This is a genomic window from Pararoseomonas sp. SCSIO 73927 (assembly GCF_037040815.1).
Classification (GTDB): domain Bacteria; phylum Pseudomonadota; class Alphaproteobacteria; order Acetobacterales; family Acetobacteraceae; genus Roseomonas.
The window spans coordinates 590,112-607,543 of record NZ_CP146232.1; the positions used below are offsets into that span (position 1 = coordinate 590,112).

The following is a 17,432-nucleotide window of genomic DNA, read 5'->3' on the forward strand; positions in this document are numbered from 1 at the left end:
CGTGATAATGTTAAGCTAGACAGGCTGGAGTACCGGTCCTAAGTGTTATTTATTGCGGTAAACCTTACTGCAATTGCAAAAAGGAGCCAATCATGAACCCGACCCGTCGTGACCTTGCCGCCGCCGCCGTCGCAACCATCGCCGCCGCCTCCGTCCAGGGACAGCCCTCCCAAGCCCAGCCTTCCCAGGCCCAGTCTTCCCAGCCCGTCCGCAACGTCGTTCTCGTCCACGGGGCCTTCGCCGACGGCTCCGGGTGGCGCGGCGTGCACGACCAGCTCACCGCACGCGGATACCGCGTCAGCATCGTCCAGAACCCCCTCACCTCGCTGGCCGACGACGTCGCCGCCACCCGGCGCGTCCTCGACCGCCAGGACGGGCCGACCATTCTCGTCGGCCACAGCTGGGGCGGCACCGTGATCACCGAAGCGGGCAACCACCCCAAGGTCGCCGGCCTCGTCTACGTGTCCGCCCTATCGCCCGATGCCGGCGAGACCACCGCACAGCAGTACAACGGCTTCACCACGCCGCCCGAGTTCGTCATCGACGTCCAGCCCGACGGCTTCGGCTTCATCCGGCCGGAGAACTTCAAGCCCGGCTTCGCCGCCGATGCCAGCGACGCCGACGCCGCCTTCATGCGCGACGCCCAGGTTCCCATCGCCATGGCCGCCTTCTCTACCAAGCTCACGTAGGCCGCCTGGCGCACCCGCCCCAGCTGGGCCGTCATCGCCACCGAGGACAAGGCCTTCGACCATCGCATGCTCCGCCACATGGCGCAGCGCATCGGCGCCAGCACCACCGAGGTCAGGGCCAGCCACGCCCTCTTCATGACACAGGCCAGCACCGTTGCCCGCGTCATCGAGCAAGCCGCCCACAACAGGCGCTGACTTGGGCAAGACGGCACAGGGCGGCCGCGGGCGAGCCGTCCGCGGATAGGCGCCTCCCCGCCGCACCCAGGCGGGATCTCAGCGGTCCTCCCGAGCGCAGGCGCCGCGTGATCTCACGCGCGTGCGCCTCGTCGTGTCCCCCCGATCCAACACCGCCAATCAACGCAGAACGGAGATCAAGACGATGAACAACGCCGCTATCACCGAGGACGAGGACTTCTCCCGCCGGGCGCGCGACAACCAGGCGCGGCTCACGGCCGGGCTGCGGCCCCACTACGACTTCGTCGTCTGCGGGGCCGGGTCCTCCGGCTCGGTGGTGGCAAGGCGCCTGGCGGAGAACCCTGAAGCGCAGGTGCTGCTGCTCGAGGCGGGCGGCAGCGACGAGGCCGATTGCGTCATGAACCCCGCCCTGTGGCCCACCAACCTCGGAACCGAGCGCGATTGGGGCTTCCAGGCAGAGCCGAACCCTCACCTGAACGGGCGCGCGCTGTCGCTGTCGATGGGCAAGGGCCTCGGCGGCGGCTCGAGCGTCAACGTGATGGTGTGGTCGCGGGGGCACCGCAGCGACTGGGATTTCTTCGCGGCGGAGGCCGGTGATCCGGCCTGGGGCTACGAGAACGTCCTCGGCATCTACCGCCGCATCGAGGACTGGCAGGGGGCACCGGACCCGCAGTTCCGCGGAACGGGCGGGCCGGTCTGGGTGCAGCCCGCATCCGACCCGAGCCCGATCGCGCTCGCGATGCTGGACGCCGCGGCCGAGATCGGGGTCCCCTCCTTCGAGAGCCCGAACGGCCGCATGATGGAGAGCGACGGTGGCGCGGCCATCAGCGACATGCTGGTCCGCAACGGCCGGCGCAACTCCCTGTACCGCGCCTATCTGCATCCCTGGCTGGACCGGCCGAACCTCACCGTGCTGACCGGTGCGCAGGTACGCCGCGTCGTGTTCGACGGCAGGCGGGCCAGCGGCGTGGAGATCCTGCACGGCGGAGAGGTCACGGTGGTCGGCGCCGGATCGGAGGTCGTGCTGTCGCTGGGCGCGATCCAGACGCCGAAGGTGCTGATGCTGTCCGGCATCGGCGATCGGGCGGAGCTGGAGCGCTTCGGGATTCCCGTGCTGCAGCACCTGCCCGGCGTCGGAAGGAACTTCCAGGACCATGTCTCCTTCGGCTGCACCTGGGAGTACGAGGAGCCGATCGCCCCGAGGAACAGCGGCAGCGAGGCCACGATGTACTGGAAGAGCCGGCCCGATCTCGACGCGCCGGACCTGCTGTTCTGCCAGGTCGAGTTTCCCGTCCCGAGCGAGAGGACGGCGGCGCGCGGCGTGCCGGTGCATGGATGGACGATGTTCGCGGGGCTCGCGCATCCCACCAGCCGCGGCCGCCTGCGCCTGCGGAGCGCGGACCCGCTGGCCGCCCCCGTCGTGGACGCCAACTTCCTGTCCGACCCGGCGGATGTGACGACGGCCAGGGCCTGCATCGAGCTCTGCCGCGCCCTGGGCAACGCACGCGCCTTCCGCCCCTTCGTGCGGGGGGAGGTCATGCCGGGCGAGCTGGAGGACGAGGCGCTCGACCTCTACGCTCGAGACGCGGCTGTCACCTACTGGCACCAGAGCTGCACGGCGAAGATGGGCCGGGACGGGATGTCGGTCGTGGACGCCACGCTCAGGGTCTATGGCGTGGACGGCCTGCGGGTGGCGGACGCCTCGATCATGCCGCGCGTGACGACCGGGAACACCCAGGCGCCCTGCGCCATCATCGGCGAGCGGGCCGCCGAGATGGTGCGGCAGGCGCATGGCCTCTAGCCGCCCTCACCTCGGGACCCGGAACCGGCCGGGTCCCGACGGAGGCGTCGCGACGACGGGACGCACTCCGCATCGCCAACGGCCGCATCGCGACTTCCGGCTTCCCGCGCCCCTCCCCCGGGATGAAGGTTCAGAGCTCAATGCACCATCTCGCAAGGACGGAGCCGTGCTGGTCGGAGATGGTCAGCCCGTCCTCCGTCGATCCCAGGCGCGTTCTGGTCGTGGACGACGATGCCGAGGCCCGCGCCGGTTCCATCCGCTATCTGGCTGACCGGCAATGCGCCGCCGTCGGCGTCGGCCACGCGGATCTGGCACGTCACCTGAAGCGGGACACGTTCAGCCTGGTGGTTGCGAAGCTGCGCTTCACGCCCGGTGACGGGATCGCCGTCCTGCGGCAGATCAGGGCGCGGTCGGCGGTTCCCGTCATCCTGGTCGTGAGTGAGGGCTGCACCGAGGCGGAGAGGATCCTCTACATCGAGCTCGGCGCCGACGACGTGCTCTGCGGTCGGCTGAACCCGCGCGAGTTGCTGGCGCGCATCCGCGCGACGTTGCGAAGGCAGGAGATCGGCCGGCGATCCGTCTCACCCGCCTTCCGGGGCGGCTATCGTTTCGAAGGGTGGGAGCTCGACCTTCGCAGCAGAACGCTGAAGGATCCGGCGGGCCGGATCGTGAAGACGACGATGGCGGAGTACGCGTTGTTGAGCGCGCTTCTCGAGGCGCCCGGCCGGCCGCTCTCCCGTGCACGGCTCATCCGGGCAACCCGGGCGCATGAGGACGTGCACGACCGCACGATTGACGCGCAGGTCAGGAGGCTGCGGCACAGGATCGAGGTTGATCCCTCCGCGCCGAAGCTGATCCGGACCAGGCGTGGCGCGGGCTATGTCCTGGACGCCTCGGTGGAGATCCTCTTCTGAACGCCTCTGCGCCGGCCCGACCGTCGCCGGGCTGGAAAGAGCGGCGCTTCGATCTCACGCCATCTCAGGATGCCCCGCCGCTCAGACCTGCCGTCCGCGCTCCAGTTCAGCAAGAAATCGGCTCAGGAGAGGGTTAAAGGCGCCGGCCGCATGCCAGAACGCCGCATGGCCTGCCCCGTCCAGGCGATGACACCGTCCATCCCACAGGTTGGCGTAGGCAACGCCGTCCAGGTAGGCGAGCCGGATCAGGGGATCCGCCTCTCCGTTGATGACAGCGATCGGCAGGGCGCTGCCCTCGACCGCAAGCCGTTGATCGACGCCCAGCCCCGCCCGCGCGGCCTCGAAGAGGCCCTGGCGACAGCGGCCGTCCGCCCGGCTGATGGCCTCGCGCAGGAATGGCTCGACCGGCGTCCCGAACATCAGCCCGGCGAATGTCTCCACCTCCGCTTCCGACAGGTGTCGGCGCCCCGCGAACCCGTCGGCCGGCGCGGAGACGAAGCCTTCCGCAAAGCCGCCGCGTCGGATGGGAGGCGTGCCGGTGAGGATCAGGCCCTTCATGCCCTTGAAGCGGGAAAGCATCTCGATGGCGACGTGGCCGCCCAGTGACCACCCGAGCACGACGGCTTCGCTGATTTGCAGGCGCTCCAAAATCTCGACCGCGCAATCAGCGAGGCCCGGCAGCGAGTAGGTCCGGAACGGGTCAGGAGCGTCGTCGGACGCGCCGTGTCCGGGCAGGTCGAAGGCGATGAGGCGGTATCGTGCGGCCAGGTCGCTCTGGAACTGGCGAGCGAAGACCTGGCGGCATGACGAATTTCCGTGGATCAGCAGCAGCGGCCTGCCGCCCCCTCCGCTGTCCTCCACGACCAGTCTTCCGTGCGTCGTAAGGACTGAGCGGGTTGTCTCGATTCCATGCGTCGGGAGCAAGTACAGGGTCCTTTGCAGCACAGGAGCGCGCGAAGACGACTTCGTGCTCGCAAGGCAATGCCGACCGTCTGGTGCTCCGTCAAAGAGAAGTCCACGTAATATTTCAAATGCAGCCGAGTATTCGGATCAGGTCTGGCTCGTGTGTATTATGCGAAGTAGGAGCGCAGGCAGCGCGGGGTAGGATGGAAGTTGAGCGAGGCGGATCTGTACCTCTGACGCGTTCGCGCCGGACGCGTCGATCCAACTTACTAATGGGATTGCTGGCACAGGGCGCCGTTCTGGCAGCCTGGTTCATGAACGCCGGGATGAGATTAGAACGGAACAGCCGCAGCTAAGGCAGCGCAGGTCCGGCTCGGCGTGCAGCTTCAAATAGCTGCCCTTTAGGGGTGAGCGCTGCCAGCCCCTGGTATCTGACCCAGCCTTCAGCGAAACAACCCAGAAACATGGAAGAACTAACGGACCCGATACGATTCGAACGTACGACCTTTGCCTTCGGAGGGCAGTCGTAAGCTACTTTCTGCACGTCGCCGTTCGTCGCTCGAGTGGGAAACAATGCTGCTATAATCGAAAATCCCTAGTCTTATATTGGCTGCTGATTCCGCGAGATGGCTGCAGTTTGCTTCCGGCTGCTTCCGTGGTGCTTCCGGCAGCCCGACGTCTGACCAGGGGCGAGATCGGAGCGGTCAGGTAGCGAGGCTCACGAAGCGGGCGGGCGAGACGGCGGAGGTCCGTGCGTCCGAGTACTTCATATGGTGTGACGAGCTGCCGGGCTTCGGCGTTCGGATCTACCCCTCCGGCCGGCGTGGGTACCTCGTCCAGTACCGCTCGGCCGGGCGCAGCCGGCGGGCGAACATCGGCTTTCACGGTCGGCTCACGGCGGACGAGGCCCGGAAGGAGGCGATGAAGCTCCTGGGCCAAGTCGCCAAGGGCGGCGACCCCGCGGAGGAGCGCGCGACCCGGCGGGCCTCGCTGACGGTGAGGGAGCTCTGCGATCGCTATCTCGCGGCGGCCGAGTAGGGCGTCATCCTAGGGAAGGGCGGCAAGCCGAAGAAGGCCAGCACGTTGGTCACGGACCGGAGCCGGATCAACTGCCACATCCTCCCCCTGCTCGGGAGCCCAAGGGTGGCGGACCTGACGCTGGCGGACGTGAACCGCTTCATTCGGGACGTGACGGGTGGCAAGACGGCGCTGGTGGAGAAGACGGAGCGCCGGCGGGGCAAATCGATCGTGGAGGGCGGCAAGGGGGCGGCGGCGCGGACGGTTGGTCTGCTCGGGGGCATCCTGTCCTTCGCGGTGTCGGAGGGGGTCTCGGTCCGGCCGCTCGGGCGGGCGGCGCTGGACGCGCTCCCGGCCCGGGGCGAGGCGGGCGCCAAGGCATACGTCTTCCCCGGGTGCCGGCCGGACCCGCCCTACGGCGGCCTGCCCGGGGCCTGGGCGCCGATCGCCAGGAGGGCCGGGCTCGGCGCCGAGGTCACGCTCCACACCCTGCGGCACAGCTTCTCCTCCACCGCCTCCGACCTGAACTACAGCGACGCCACCATCGGCGTCCTCCTCGGACACGCATCCGGCACCGTCACGGGCCGCTACATCCACCACCTCGACGAGGTACTTGCCGCCGCCGACCGCGTCGCGGCCGAGGTCCGGAGGCAGATGACGGGTGAGGAGAACGAGACGAAGCCGGACTAGTAAGGGCGAGCCAGCACGGCCGCCCCTACCCGGCTATCCCGAGGCGCCATCGGACTCAGTCCCGCCGCGAAGGTCGGCTCTCCCCCGCCAGGCGCCAGTCATTCAGGCGCGGTGCCGCGCGCCGCAATGGCCGTGCACCAGGGGCGACGGTCCATCTGATCAGGTCGGCTTTGCGCCCATCTCGGCAGCTCGCGTGGCGATCCCGCCCACCGGTAAGCGAATATTGCCATCCAGGCAACGTATAGCCGCCGGGGGTGGACAGCGGTCATTCCTGGAGGCTTGGATCTCCCGTTGGCTGCGTTGGACGGCGGGCGTGATGATGGTTCGCACACTGTTGCAGGAGGCTGCATGAAAGGACGGATCGAGGCCCTGATGCCCTCTCCGCCATTGGAGCGGATTGCGGAGCTGGAACGCTTGGTCCACCGGATCGTCGATGACCTCGAGGCTGGGCGGGACTGCGATGCGCTCATCGTGCAGATCGACGCGGAGGCCGGCATGCCCGGCTACACCCGGAACACCTTCATTGAACTCCACGGCTGGACGAGCCCCCGGGAGTTCGCGGAGTTGGCCGCCCTGGGACGCCCCCCGGCGGTGCCCGACCTGACGGAGCAAGAGATCGAGGAATGCCTGAACTTCATCGGTGGAGGGGAGCCGGAGACGCACTTTTACCTCGGCGTTCTTGAGAACAGCTTCCCGCACCTCCCCGTAAGCGACATGATCTTTCACCCCCAGGAGGAACTGCCGGTTGCTAGACTGGCAGCGGAAATTCTGAGACGTGGGCGGACGTCTGGTCCCATCTTGCTCTGACCAGCGAGGGCGGAATGCCAATCGGGCGTTCGAACCCTGATGACCGCTTTGGGTCGCCTGCCGCGGCTGCCTCCGCCAGTAGAGTAGCGCCGGGTGAGGTGGCTTGTGGAACTCCAGCATCCCGCGGAGTTTGCCTCGCCTTGCGGACGCCGGTGGATACGCCCACTCGTGATAGGATTGGGCATGAAGCTCGCGATCCTCTGCGCCCTCCTCCTCGTCGTGGTCCTCCTGCTGACGATGTTCTATCTCCTCTTTCAGCCCGGCCGCACCTATCAATCTTCTCAGCCATCCCTGCGATCAAGACAGGCTGCGGTTGGGCGCGCAGTGCTAGAGGCAGCACGAAACGACACCTCGACGGCGTTGATGGTGCGTGCGGCCGTCCAAGCCGCACCCGAGGAGGATCGCACTCTCGCATCCGATTTGATCACCGCGCTTCCGCGACGGTGAGCTGCTGGACCTCTGCTTCGGGTCGTCTGCCACGGTAGCGCCTTGGCCGTAGCCGCTAGCGCCGGAGGGAGGGGTCAGCCGACATCGGGTACGTGTCGGATGCCAATCTTGTCCAGCTCCAGCAGGCAGTGGCCGTGAACCGCTTTCAGCTCGCGATCGACCACGACCACCAAAAGGGTGTTGAAGCGTCCTGTACCGATCAGGACCTGATCGAACCGGTCAAGGGCATCGCGGTAGACGTAGTGGACGTCGTTGACGCTCGGCACGCCCAGAGTGTCCAGATCGAGGCCATCGACGTATGGCCAGATGTCTACCAGGGGATCGGCAGTGGAGGTCACGTCCCGCATGGGAGCAACGAAGCAAGCATCGAACTCCTCCTGCGACAGGTGTCGAGTCGAAGCCATGGAAGGGAGCATACAGCAGGACGCGAAAGTCTGTCATGGGTCCGGGGCGGCCCTAGCCTCCTCGGCCCGGGGCAGCCGCATCGTGGGGTGAGGTCAGGCGCGGCGATCAACGGCTGTCTATCATGCGGATCGGCGCGAGGCGGGGTGGTGGGTGAGGATGGCGGAGCGGGGTATGCCCGGATGGTCCTGGGAGGAGAACTTCGACGCCACGCAACGGGTGCGGCTGGCCGGCCGGATTGTCGCCGAACTGGACGTGCGCATGCAGGACGTCCACGAGCCCAGGCTATACGCCGCGATCGGACATCCCGCCCTGTCCCGTCATCTCGAGGGGGCGCTGGACAAGATCGCGAGGGACACGGAGAACTTGTGGAAGGTCGTCCGACGGACAGGGCCGGACGCCTACGCGACCCCCGATCCCGGGCTGTTTGCCCGGATCCTGCTCCTCCTGTTCGAATTCGGGCCACCGGAGGTCTCGATCCTGACCTTCGCCCGAGCCCAGAGCGTCGCCTCGGATGGGCTGGATGCCGCGATCACGGCCATCGCAGGAATGTCTGAGAGCGCAGGCCCTGGTGCCGTCCGTATGGATTTCGACTCCGGCGACCTCTTCAGGATCGTCTGACAGCCTGATCTGATCGGCCGCCTGGGCTGGCTTTGGAACCACTCCGGGCAGGGCAAGACACTGGTCCCCCCGCCGTCAGCAAGCGCCGGGGAGGGGGTGGTCAGCGGACATTCCGAACAGGACAGGCATAGGCTGTGATCGTCGATCGCCCGTCCTGGACTTCCAGCGGGAACCGGCCCGCCATGCGAAGGAGATCTGTGAGATCGAGAGGGAACTCCATCCACTCAATGGCACGCAAGGCGAACGGCCCGGCATCGTAGGTATCGACGTAGGGGCGGGGTGGGTGGAGCCAGAACGGGAAGCACAAGCGCCGCGGTTCGGCGACATCGATGAACTTGACCACCACCTCGCGCAGATCGGGATGGCCGTCCTGCACGAGCCGAATCAGCTTCCGCCACTTGGTGTCGGACATGAGGGCAGCGGAGAAGAGCCGTCGCGCCGTGCGACCTTCCCGGGCAGCTGTCCGGACCTCGTTGCCTTTCATGGTGATCCCTTTATTCGGACACTGAAGGTTCGAGAAGGGTCGAGGGCAGCCAGGAAGGCGCCTCTTCAAACGGCAGCTTTCCCAAATACCCTGCCCAGAAGCGGAAGTGCCGCTCCCGGCCAGACCACGCCATTGCGTGTTTGGTGGGACTAATGTGAGCTACTGGGGGGCACAAGAAGTTCTCGCCCTCATCCACGCTGGCGCCTGCGTGGCTGGTGAGAGGCGGGCTCCCTCGGATTGCTGATCTCGCGGTATCGTCGTCCCTGCAGCTGAAAGGGAAGCTGAAGCTGATCAACACGCTTGCCGTCTCCGGCTATCGCTCGCTCCGTGACCTCGTCGTGCCACTAGGATCGCTGACGGTCGTCACGGGCGCGAACGGCAGCGGCAAGACGAGTCTCTACCGCTCGCTCCGCCTCCTGGCCGAGGCGGCGCAGGGCCGCCTTGTCGCCGCGCTCGCCGCGGAGGGCGGGCTGTCCTCGACACTCTGGGCCGGGCCCGAGGAGATCGGCCGAAGCGTACGCGCGGGGCTCTACCCCGTCCAGGGCACGGTCCGCAAGGGGCCGGTCAGCCTCCGCCTCGGCTTCTCCGGCGACGAGTACGGTTACTCCATCGAGCTGGGCCTGCCGGTGCCGCTCCATCCCTTCCCGCTCGATCCCGCGATCAAGCTGGAGGCGATGTGGACAGGCGAGCTGCCCGGCCGCGTCAACGTCTTCGCCGAGCGCCGAGGCCCGCATGTGCGGCTGCGCCGCTCGCGGGAAGGTACATGGCGCGACATGGCCCTGGACCTGTCCTCCTTCGACTCCATGGTCACCCACTGCGCCGACCCGACGGACGGCGCGGAGCTTCTCGCGGCGCGCGAGCGCCTGCGGAACTGGCGCTTCTACGACGCGCTGCGGACCGACCCGGAGGCGCCGGCGCGACGTCCGCAGGTGCCGACCTACACCCCGGTGCTCGGCGGCGACGGCGCCGACCTCGCGGCCGCCCTCGCCACCATCGCCGCGATCGGCGACAGGGCGGCGCTGGAGGAGGCGGTGGAGCACGCCTTCCCCGGCGCGCGGCTGGAGGCCGGGCCGGGCGATCGCGGCGGCCTTCTCCTCCACCAGCACGGACTGCTGCGCCCCCTGGGCCCGGCCGAGCTCTCCGACGGCACGCTGCGCTACCTCCTGCTCGTGGCCGCCCTGCTGTCGCCGCGACCGCCGGAACTGATGGTGCTGAACGAGCCGGAGGCCAGCCTACATCCCTCGCTGATGCCGCCCCTCGCGCGGCTCCTCGCGGGGGCCTCGCGCCGATGCCAGGTCGTGGTGGTCAGCCACAACGAGGCGCTGATCGACGCCCTGCAGGGCGAGGGCGAGGTCACCGCGGTGCGCCTGAACAAGGAGCTCGGCGAAACCACCGCGCCCGACTTGGACCCGCCGCCCTGGACCTGGCCAAAGCGGTAGGAGGGAAGTCCGATCCAGACAATCCGCCCTCGGTAGAGCGGAAGCACCCACCAGGCAGACCAGCAAGAGCGGAGGTAACCAGCACTCCTGAACGGGAACCTAGACACGATAATCCTCCATCGGCGTGCGCAATGGGTAGAGCAGGAATACCTGTCACAATCGTCGGGTTTGCTGGCTTATGAACCTGCCAACCCACAACTCCGGCATATCTGATGAGCCATCAGGATTAGAGCGGCTGCGCACTTGAGGCCAGTACAGGCAGTTCGCGCCCACGGCAGGTATCTTCGCAGCGTTCCGACGCTGTCGGAAGCAATCGTCCGAATTCCACCTCGATCACGGCTGCAGCGCGAGCGCCCCCAGCGCGAGCAGCAGGGCCGGCGGCATGACCAGCGCGCCCAGGCGGAGGAACTGCCAGTCGGTGACCGCCAAGCCTTCGCGCCGGATGGCCGACATCCACAGGATGGTGGCCAGGGATCCGGTGACCGAAAGGTTCGGCCCGAGGTCGATCCCGATCAGGACCGCGCCCGGCAGCAGCCCGCCCGCGCCTGCCGCCTGGACGACCGCCCCCGCCAGGAGCCCGGCCGGCAGGTTGTTCGTGACGTTGGTCCCGAAGGCGACGGCCGCCCCGGCCGCCAGCGCCGTGCCGGCGCCACCATCCCGGACCAGTCCGGCCAGCATCCGCACCGCGCCCGTGGCCTCCAGCGCCTGGACGAGGACGAAGAGCCCGGCCACCAGCGGCAGGACTCCCCATGAGAGCCCGCCGAAAAGCGGCCCAATCCCCTGGCGCGTGGCCAAGGCCACGGCCAGCGCCGTTCCGGTTCCGGCCAGGAAGGTCGGCCAGCCCAGATCGGCCCCAATGGCCGAGGCGCCAAGCATCACCACGACCGTCGCGCCGGTCCCCATCCCCGCCACCAAGCCACTCCGCGGTAGCTGGACCGGCGGGACCATCAGGGCAATGGGCGCGGCCAGGATATTCCGCTGGGTCAGCCACAGGGCCAGAAAGGTCGCGGCGATCGCCGCGGCCGAGGGCAGGGTGAAGCGCAGCAGCCATGCCCCGAGCGGCGGCATGTGCTCGCCGAACACGACGAGGTTCGCCGGGTTCGAGATCGGCAGCAGGAAGGACGCGGCGTTGGCCATGAGGGCGCAGGCGTAGAGATGCGGCATCGGGTTCGCGCGCGCCGCACGCGCCGCGACCAGCACGGCGGGCGTCAGGACCACCGCCGTCGCATCGTTGCTCAGGAAGCCCGTGGTCAGGATGCCCACGCCGTATACCACGGCCAGCAGGCGCGTGCCCGAACCAGCTGCGGCCCGCACGGCGAAGACTGCCAGCCAATCGAACAGCCCTTCCCGGCGCGCCACCTCCGCCAGCAGCATCATCCCCAGCAGGAAGAGGTAAACGTCGGTGCCCCGCAACACGCCGCGCCAGGCCGCCCCGGCCGACAGTAAGCCGGTCAGCACCAGCACCGCCGCGCCTGCCACGGCCCAGATCGCCTCGGGCCAGCGGAAGGGGCGCAGGATGACACCCGCCGTGGCCAGCCCGGCGATCAGCCAGACCGCGAGCGCGGGCCCCTCTGTTCCGGACATAGCTGCGGCCTAAGCTGAGGGCTGGAGCGCCGCACCCGTGGGCGGCCTCGATCCACCGGCCCCGGCCTGGCCCGGAAGCGTCTCCGGCATCAGGATGAGGTAGCCGAGGAACCCGGCCGCCGCGATCGCGCCCAGCACGAGAAAGGCGGGCGAGTACCCGGCCCAGACGATCACGCCTCCGGCGAGGCTCGCGCTCAGCGCGGCGCCGAGGCCCTGCGCCGTGGCCACCGCGCCCTGGCTGATGTTGAACCGCCCCGTCCCGCGCGTCAGGTCCGCCACCACCACGGGGAAGAGCGCGCCGAAGATCCCGGCCCCCACCCCGTCCAGCATCTGGACCCCCAGCAGCCAGGCAGGATGGTCGGAGAGCGGGTAGAGCAGTCCGCGCAGGGCCAGCACGCCAAAGGCCGCCAGGAAGATCGGCTTGCGCCCCCAGCGATCCGCCCGCGCGCCCACCAGCATCGCGACCGGCACCATCACGCACTGCGCCGCCACGATGCAGGCGGCGATCAGGGAGGTCGCGTAATCCTTGCCCACCACCAGCGTGAGCTTCTGCCCCACCGTCGGCAGCATCGCCGCGTTTGCCAGGTGGAAGGTGGCCATCAGCCCCGCGAAGATCAGCAGCGGCCGGCAGGTGAGGAGGGCCTTCCAGGCCGATGGCTCCTCATGCCGGTCACCCCCGCCGCCTTCCTCATCCAGCCCCCGCGCCACGTCGTCGTTGATGGCCCGGGCGGGGATTAGCAGCATCGCCCCGATGCTCGCCACGGCCAGCCCGGCCATGATCCAGAACACCACCACCGGCCCAAAGGCGTAGGCCGTCACTGCGGCCAGGGCGGCTGAGGCCGCGTTGCCGCCGTGGTTGAAGGCCTCGTTCCGCCCGATGCGGCGGGAGAAGGCCTTCGGCCCGACCACCCCGAGCGTGATCGCGGCCAGGGCCGGCGGGAAGACCGCCCCCGCGATGCCGGCGAGGGACTGCGTGGCCGCCACCGTGTAGAAGCCGGAGATGAAGGGCAGCACCACGCAGCTCAGCGTTACGGCTAGGGCCGCCGCGATGACGACCGCGCGCTTGTGCCGGGTGCGGTCGATCAGCGCGCCGGCCGGGGTCTGCGCGACGAGCCCCGCAATCGCGGCGATGCTGATGACGAGCCCGATCGTCGCCTCGTTCCACCCCTGCTCCGGCCCGCGCACCGCGAGAAGGTAGATGGCGAGGTAGGGCCCGAGCCCGTCCCGAACGTCGGCCAGTAGGAAGTTGAGGGCGTCCAGGCCCCGGGTGACGCGCGCCGGAGGCTCCTCGGCGATGGTCTGGGACGGCGCTGAGGCAGGGAGCATGGAAGGATCTCTGGATTGCGCGCCCGCAACGCGCGGCCGAGAGGATGGGTTGGATTCGTGTTGCAGTAAGGAAGTTGTCAGGATTGGCGCCCTTCAGGCTGGGCTAGCCGCCCGGGCTGGCGTTCACGCCCCGGCCGCACCCGGATGACGGACCCATCAACCCTGTGGTGGGGCGGCCGTTCATCGCCCATGACCGCCCCTGCCCCGCCTCACCACGCCGATACTCGGCAACTCCGCTCGATCATCGCGGGGGTCAGTGACGGGGTGATCCTGATCGCGCCGGACCGGCGCATGGTCTGGGCCAACGGGCCGGCGCTGGCCATGCACGGCGTGACGGAACTCGGCGATCTCGGCGGCACCGCGGCCGGTTACCGCGAGCGCTTCGAGCTGCGCTACCGCAACCGCCACCGCCTGCCGGAGGGCGAGTACCCGCTGGAGCGGGTCATGGCCGGGGACACTTTCGAGGACGTGGTGGTCGAGGTGGCACCCGCGGGTGAAGCCGAGGCGCGCTGGACGCACCGGATTCGCAGCCTGGTGCTGGCCGACGAGGCGGGACGCCCCGACCTGCTGGTCCTGATCCTGCGCGACGAGACCGAGCGCTACGATGCCGAGGAGCGCTTCGAGCGGGCCTTCAACGCCAACCCGGCCCCGGCCCTCATCCTGCGCCTCTCGGACCTCCGGCACATCCGGGTTAACCGGGGCTTCCTAGAGATGACAGGCTTCCGGGAGGACCAGGTGGTCGGACGCTCGGCCTATGACGTGGACGTGCTGGAGGGCGCGGCCCGACGGGAACTGGCGGTGGAGCGCCTGCGGGAGGGGCGGACCATCCCGCAGATGGAGGCGACGCTGCAGTTGCCCGACGGGCGGGAGAAGTGCGTCGTGCTGGCCGGCCAGCCGATCGAGATCGGCAGCACGGCCTGCATGCTGTTCACCTTCGCCGACCTCGATGGCCGGAGGAATGCCGAGAGGGCCCTGCGACAGAGCGAGGAGCGCTTTGCCCTGGCGTTCCGCGCCCTTCCCGTGCCGGCGCTTCTGGCCACCGCCCACGAGGTCCGGATCCTGCTGGCCAATGATGCCTTCTGCCGGAGTACGAACCGCAAGGAGGCGGATGTGGTGGGACGCACGGCCGAGGAGTTGCCGCTCTGGGCCGATCCGGATGTGGCGGATGCCCTGGCGAAGAAGTTCCGGCACGAGGCCTGCCTGTCCGACGAGGAAGTCCTTCTGCACGTGCAGGACGGTGCCCCCCTGGCCTGTGCCGTGTCGGCGGAGCCGGTGGAGCTTGGTGGCGAGCCCTGCATCCTCCTTGTCGTGCCCCGCGCCCCGGAGCGGGGGCGAACGCGGGCCGAGATCGCGGCCGCCGTGGCCGCGGCCATGACGGATGCGGGGACCATCACGGCGCGGGTGCTGGACCATCTCGCCCGTTCCGGGCCCACGGCTCCCCAGGATAGCTTGTCGGCCCCGTTATCGACGCTGCCGGCGCGGGCGAGGGAGGTGCTGGGTCTCGTGTCGCGCGGCCTGGACGACGGCGCTATCGCCGAACAGCTCGGCATCAGCCCGACCACCGTTCGGAACCATGTGAACGGACTGTACCGTAGGCTGAAGGTCGGGTCTCGCGCGCAGCTGATCGTCTGGGCTCGGGAGCGCGGCCTGGGCACCTGACAGGAGGTGGTCCCGAACTCCCACAAGGTCTCCCCACACCAAATCGATGGTGCAGAACAACCACTCTCGGTGTATTTTCTTAGGATACACGGCAAACCCGGCTTGATTACCCCCGTTGGTGAGGCGCAATCCGGGCCATCGCGGCCGGGGCCTCATCGAAGGAACGAGAACGTGGACAAGGACCGCATCGAAGGCGTGGCCAAGCAGGCCGTTGGCTCCGTCAAGGAAGCCTTCGGCAAGCTGACAGGCGATGCCAAGACCCAGGCAGAGGGCGCGGCCCAGAAGGCAGAGGGCAAGGTCCAGAATGCCGCCGGCAGCGTGAAGGACAGCGCCCGCGACGCCGCGGGCCGGTAGGCCGCTCCACCGCCAACCCAACACGGCCCGGCTCCTCGCCGGGCCGTTCTGCTATCAGCAGCTGCCCACGGGCGGCCCAAGCGAAAGACACTTGATGTCCTCCACCTACCCAGGCCTGGGATCTGCCGGAACCGCCGCCATACCGGCGGCCGCCACCCCCTTCCCCCGCGTGTCCTGGGGCGCGGTCCTGGCCGGCGCCATTGTGGCTCTGGCCATCGGCCTGATGCTCAACGTCCTCGGCGCCGCCGTGGGCGCGACCCTCGTGGATGCGACGGCGCGAGACACGCCGGACGCCTCCAGCTTTGGCATCGGCGCGGGGATCTGGCTTCTCGTCTCCAACCTGATCGGTCTCGGCGTGGGCGGCTACACGGCGGCGCGCCTGTCCGGCACGGCTAGCAACACCGACGCGACCCTGCACGGCATGGCCATGTGGGCGGCCTCCTTCCTCATCTCTGCCGTGCTGCTCGGCAATCTTGTGGCGGGCGTCGCCTCCACCGCCGCGAATGGCGTGACGGGCGCGATCGGCGGCATCGCGAGTGGCATCGGCTCCGTCGCCTCCGCGGCGGGCGAACAAGTTGCCAATCGAACCAGCACCGACGCCGCCCAGTCCGCGGCGCAGCGCATCGTCGAGCGGGCGCAGAACGCACTTGCCGGCGCGGGCAGCGCGCCTGCCACCATGACCTCGGACCAGCGCAAGGCCGAGATCGCGACGCTTGTCGGGCGCTGGGTGACGGGCGGCAATCTGGCGGGCGGCGATCGGGACCGGCTGAACGCGCTGGTTGCGGCCGAGTACAACCTCAGCCCGCAGGAGGCGCAGCAGCGCGTGACCCAGGCCGAGCAGCAGGCCCGGCAATCTCTTCAGGAGGCCGAGCAGCGCGCCCGCCAGGCTGCGGACGTGGCGGCGAAGGGCGCTTCCGTGGCCTCGTTCTCGATATTCTTGACGATGCTGCTCGGACTTGGGGTTGCCGTCTTCGGCGCGCGGCGAGGCACGCGCGACCACCTTGCCCTACGTGGCACATGGTAGCTTAGTACTGTTCCGGATCCGCCCCGGCCTAGGTGCCGGGGCGGCGATTCGCCTGGCCAATTTGGTATCGAATGTCGGCGCAAGTGCTGGCCCGGTTATTGGCAGACGAGCTTAGCTGCCGTTGTAGATTGACTGCATGGCCCGTTCGAACGCGGTGGCCAGCCTTGCCCGAAAGGCTACCCCGCCAACGACACCGATCGATATCGGTGCATGGAGTAAGCAGTGCGCAAGCTCTGCACGGAGCTTAAGCAACGCCTGGGGCTGGTCCTCCGGTGCTACTCGGATCAGCACCCTTTTGAGCGCGTTGAGAACTACCTCGTCGAAATCGACGATCTCGATCTGCGGCTTTCGCGACGATGGCACGGAGGCCGGCCCTGAATTCTGGGGCAGAGAGCCTCTCAGAACTGGTTCTGAGTTGGAATGAGACAGATCAGCAAGCCTCATACATTTGACCTAATTGGAAGATGCACCCGCACCAACGCCGCCGTGCGAAGGCTCCTCGGTCGTCTTAACATCGTCGGACTCCACCCGAAGGAGGGCGCAGATGTTGAACGAGCGGAGCGGTGCAGGCCATCCAGGAGGTGACTGCTTCGGCCGCCGTCCAGGCCTCCAAGGAGAATGCGCGGTCTTAGGCCAGGTTGAAGAGAAAGGCGTAGGCCACGTAGAAGGCGGCAATCGCGAGATCCATCATCAGGGCGTGGACCAGGGTGACGCTGAGATACCAGGCGATCGGCGACAGAAGGATCACCAGCAACCCGGCCTCGAACAGCAAGGCATGCGCGACGCGCAGGCCCAGGCTCTTCCGGGTGTACCCGGCCCAGCGCTGCATCGCTCGGTCGAACCCGAGATTGTAGGCGTAGTTCCAGCCCGTGGCTGCCATGGCGCTGCCGATGCCCATGGTGGCGGCGCCGAGGCCGAAGACAAGGCTTCCCAGAAGGATAATGAGGTCTAAGGCCGATCAGTCCAAAAGGATGGCACGACGGATTCGGTTGCGGGTGGTGCGCGTGGTCTGAACTCTCGATAAACCGTCGATGGGCGAGGTTTTCCATCTAGAATTCCTATATCAACAACTTAGA

The 17,432-nt window shown here is 68.4% G+C and carries 18 protein-coding genes; 12 read left to right on the forward strand and 6 right to left on the reverse strand.

Going from position 1 to position 17,432, the window contains the following annotated elements; all coding sequences use genetic code 11:
• Nucleotides 1-92: 92 nt before the first annotated feature.
• The 3 genes from VQH23_RS02845 to VQH23_RS02855 all read left to right on the forward strand — a co-directional run bounded on the left by VQH23_RS02845 (nucleotide 93) and on the right by VQH23_RS02855 (nucleotide 3,599).
• Nucleotides 93-689: an alpha/beta hydrolase gene (locus VQH23_RS02845; protein WP_338664105.1), complete on the forward strand. Its 597-nt coding sequence runs from the start codon at nucleotides 93-95 to the stop codon at nucleotides 687-689.
• A 379-nt stretch (nucleotides 690-1,068) separates the two neighbouring features.
• Nucleotides 1,069-2,685: a GMC family oxidoreductase N-terminal domain-containing protein gene (locus VQH23_RS02850; protein WP_338664106.1), complete on the forward strand. Its 1,617-nt coding sequence runs from the start codon at nucleotides 1,069-1,071 to the stop codon at nucleotides 2,683-2,685.
• Nucleotides 2,686-2,906: 221 nt separating this feature from the next.
• On the forward strand, nucleotides 2,907-3,599 hold the full coding sequence (locus VQH23_RS02855; protein WP_338664107.1) for a response regulator transcription factor: 693 nt from the start codon (nucleotides 2,907-2,909) through the stop codon (nucleotides 3,597-3,599).
• Nucleotides 3,600-3,680: 81 nt separating this feature from the next.
• Here VQH23_RS02855 and VQH23_RS02860 read toward each other — a convergent pair whose 3' ends face one another.
• A complete protein-coding gene (locus VQH23_RS02860) occupies nucleotides 3,681-4,460 on the reverse strand; it encodes an alpha/beta hydrolase (protein ID WP_338664108.1) in 780 nt (259 codons plus the stop codon).
• A 648-nt stretch (nucleotides 4,461-5,108) separates the two neighbouring features.
• On the opposite strand from VQH23_RS02860, the gene VQH23_RS02865 reads away from it, so the two are divergent.
• The 4 genes from VQH23_RS02865 to VQH23_RS02880 all read left to right on the forward strand — a co-directional run bounded on the left by VQH23_RS02865 (nucleotide 5,109) and on the right by VQH23_RS02880 (nucleotide 7,463).
• Entirely contained in the window at nucleotides 5,109-5,540 is a 432-nt protein-coding gene (locus VQH23_RS02865; RefSeq protein WP_338664109.1) for an Arm DNA-binding domain-containing protein, read from the forward strand.
• 105 nt (nucleotides 5,541-5,645) lie between these two features.
• Nucleotides 5,646-6,209, forward strand: coding sequence for a tyrosine-type recombinase/integrase (locus VQH23_RS02870; protein WP_338664110.1), 564 nt, complete (start codon nucleotides 5,646-5,648; stop codon nucleotides 6,207-6,209).
• Nucleotides 6,210-6,557: 348 nt separating this feature from the next.
• Nucleotides 6,558-7,016, forward strand: a complete 459-nt coding sequence (locus tag VQH23_RS02875; RefSeq protein ID WP_338664111.1) for a hypothetical protein — start codon at nucleotides 6,558-6,560, stop codon at nucleotides 7,014-7,016.
• A gap of 183 nt (nucleotides 7,017-7,199) precedes the next feature.
• Nucleotides 7,200-7,463: a hypothetical protein gene (locus tag VQH23_RS02880; RefSeq protein WP_338664112.1), complete on the forward strand. Its 264-nt coding sequence runs from the start codon at nucleotides 7,200-7,202 to the stop codon at nucleotides 7,461-7,463.
• Between the two features lie 74 nt (nucleotides 7,464-7,537).
• On the opposite strand, the gene VQH23_RS02885 is transcribed toward VQH23_RS02880, so the two are convergent.
• Entirely contained in the window at nucleotides 7,538-7,867 is a 330-nt protein-coding gene (locus VQH23_RS02885; protein WP_338664113.1) for a hypothetical protein, read from the reverse strand.
• 151 nt (nucleotides 7,868-8,018) lie between these two features.
• Between VQH23_RS02885 and VQH23_RS02890 the strand changes: the two genes are divergently transcribed.
• A complete protein-coding gene (locus VQH23_RS02890; protein ID WP_338664114.1) occupies nucleotides 8,019-8,486 on the forward strand; it encodes a hypothetical protein in 468 nt (155 codons plus the stop codon).
• A gap of 100 nt (nucleotides 8,487-8,586) precedes the next feature.
• Here VQH23_RS02890 and VQH23_RS02895 read toward each other — a convergent pair whose 3' ends face one another.
• Complete coding sequence (locus tag VQH23_RS02895) at nucleotides 8,587-8,898, reverse strand: hypothetical protein (protein WP_338664115.1); 312 nt, start codon at nucleotides 8,896-8,898, stop codon at nucleotides 8,587-8,589.
• 287 nt (nucleotides 8,899-9,185) lie between these two features.
• Here VQH23_RS02895 and VQH23_RS02900 point away from each other — a divergent pair, with 287 nt between their 5' ends.
• The gene (locus VQH23_RS02900) at nucleotides 9,186-10,409 is read left to right on the forward strand and encodes an AAA family ATPase (protein WP_338664116.1); all 1,224 of its coding nucleotides are present in this window, start codon (nucleotides 9,186-9,188) and stop codon (nucleotides 10,407-10,409) included.
• Between the two features lie 333 nt (nucleotides 10,410-10,742).
• On the opposite strand, the gene VQH23_RS02905 is transcribed toward VQH23_RS02900, so the two are convergent.
• Nucleotides 10,743-11,993, reverse strand: coding sequence for an SLC13 family permease (locus tag VQH23_RS02905; protein ID WP_338664117.1), 1,251 nt, complete (start codon nucleotides 11,991-11,993; stop codon nucleotides 10,743-10,745).
• Nucleotides 11,994-12,002: 9 nt separating this feature from the next.
• Nucleotides 12,003-13,319 carry an MFS transporter gene (locus VQH23_RS02910; RefSeq protein ID WP_338664118.1) on the reverse strand — a complete coding sequence of 439 codons (1,317 nt, stop codon included), beginning with the start codon at nucleotides 13,317-13,319 and terminating at the stop codon, nucleotides 12,003-12,005.
• A gap of 189 nt (nucleotides 13,320-13,508) precedes the next feature.
• Here VQH23_RS02910 and VQH23_RS02915 point away from each other — a divergent pair, with 189 nt between their 5' ends.
• The 3 genes from VQH23_RS02915 (at nucleotide 13,509) to VQH23_RS02925 (ending at nucleotide 16,356) form a co-directional block, all read left to right on the forward strand.
• A complete protein-coding gene (locus VQH23_RS02915; protein WP_338664119.1) occupies nucleotides 13,509-14,978 on the forward strand; it encodes a PAS domain S-box protein in 1,470 nt (489 codons plus the stop codon).
• A 171-nt stretch (nucleotides 14,979-15,149) separates the two neighbouring features.
• Entirely contained in the window at nucleotides 15,150-15,332 is a 183-nt protein-coding gene (locus VQH23_RS02920) for a CsbD family protein (protein WP_338664120.1), read from the forward strand.
• A 94-nt stretch (nucleotides 15,333-15,426) separates the two neighbouring features.
• Nucleotides 15,427-16,356: a hypothetical protein gene (locus VQH23_RS02925; RefSeq protein ID WP_338664121.1), complete on the forward strand. Its 930-nt coding sequence runs from the start codon at nucleotides 15,427-15,429 to the stop codon at nucleotides 16,354-16,356.
• 628 nt (nucleotides 16,357-16,984) lie between these two features.
• On the opposite strand, the gene VQH23_RS02930 is transcribed toward VQH23_RS02925, so the two are convergent.
• On the reverse strand, nucleotides 16,985-17,299 hold the full coding sequence (locus VQH23_RS02930; RefSeq protein ID WP_338666040.1) for a chlorhexidine efflux transporter: 315 nt from the start codon (nucleotides 17,297-17,299) through the stop codon (nucleotides 16,985-16,987).
• Nucleotides 17,300-17,432: the final 133 nt, after the last annotated feature.

Bases quoted from the DNA above. Each gene is read 5' to 3' on its own strand.
- VQH23_RS02895 (WP_338664115.1), bottom strand. From the start codon at position 8,898: ATGTCCGACACCAAGTGGCGGAAGCTGATTCGGCTCGTGCAGGACGGC.
- VQH23_RS02850 (WP_338664106.1), top strand. From the start codon at position 1,069: ATGAACAACGCCGCTATCACCGAGGACGAGGACTTCTCCCGCCGGGCG.
- VQH23_RS02885 (WP_338664113.1), bottom strand. From the start codon at position 7,867: ATGGCTTCGACTCGACACCTGTCGCAGGAGGAGTTCGATGCTTGCTTC.
- VQH23_RS02910 (WP_338664118.1), bottom strand. From the start codon at position 13,319: ATGCTCCCTGCCTCAGCGCCGTCCCAGACCATCGCCGAGGAGCCTCCG.
- VQH23_RS02905 (WP_338664117.1), bottom strand. From the start codon at position 11,993: ATGTCCGGAACAGAGGGGCCCGCGCTCGCGGTCTGGCTGATCGCCGGG.
- VQH23_RS02845 (WP_338664105.1), top strand. From the start codon at position 93: ATGAACCCGACCCGTCGTGACCTTGCCGCCGCCGCCGTCGCAACCATC.
- VQH23_RS02880 (WP_338664112.1), top strand. From the start codon at position 7,200: ATGAAGCTCGCGATCCTCTGCGCCCTCCTCCTCGTCGTGGTCCTCCTG.
- VQH23_RS02915 (WP_338664119.1), top strand. From the start codon at position 13,509: ATGACCGCCCCTGCCCCGCCTCACCACGCCGATACTCGGCAACTCCGC.
- VQH23_RS02875 (WP_338664111.1), top strand. From the start codon at position 6,558: ATGAAAGGACGGATCGAGGCCCTGATGCCCTCTCCGCCATTGGAGCGG.
- VQH23_RS02925 (WP_338664121.1), top strand. From the start codon at position 15,427: ATGTCCTCCACCTACCCAGGCCTGGGATCTGCCGGAACCGCCGCCATA.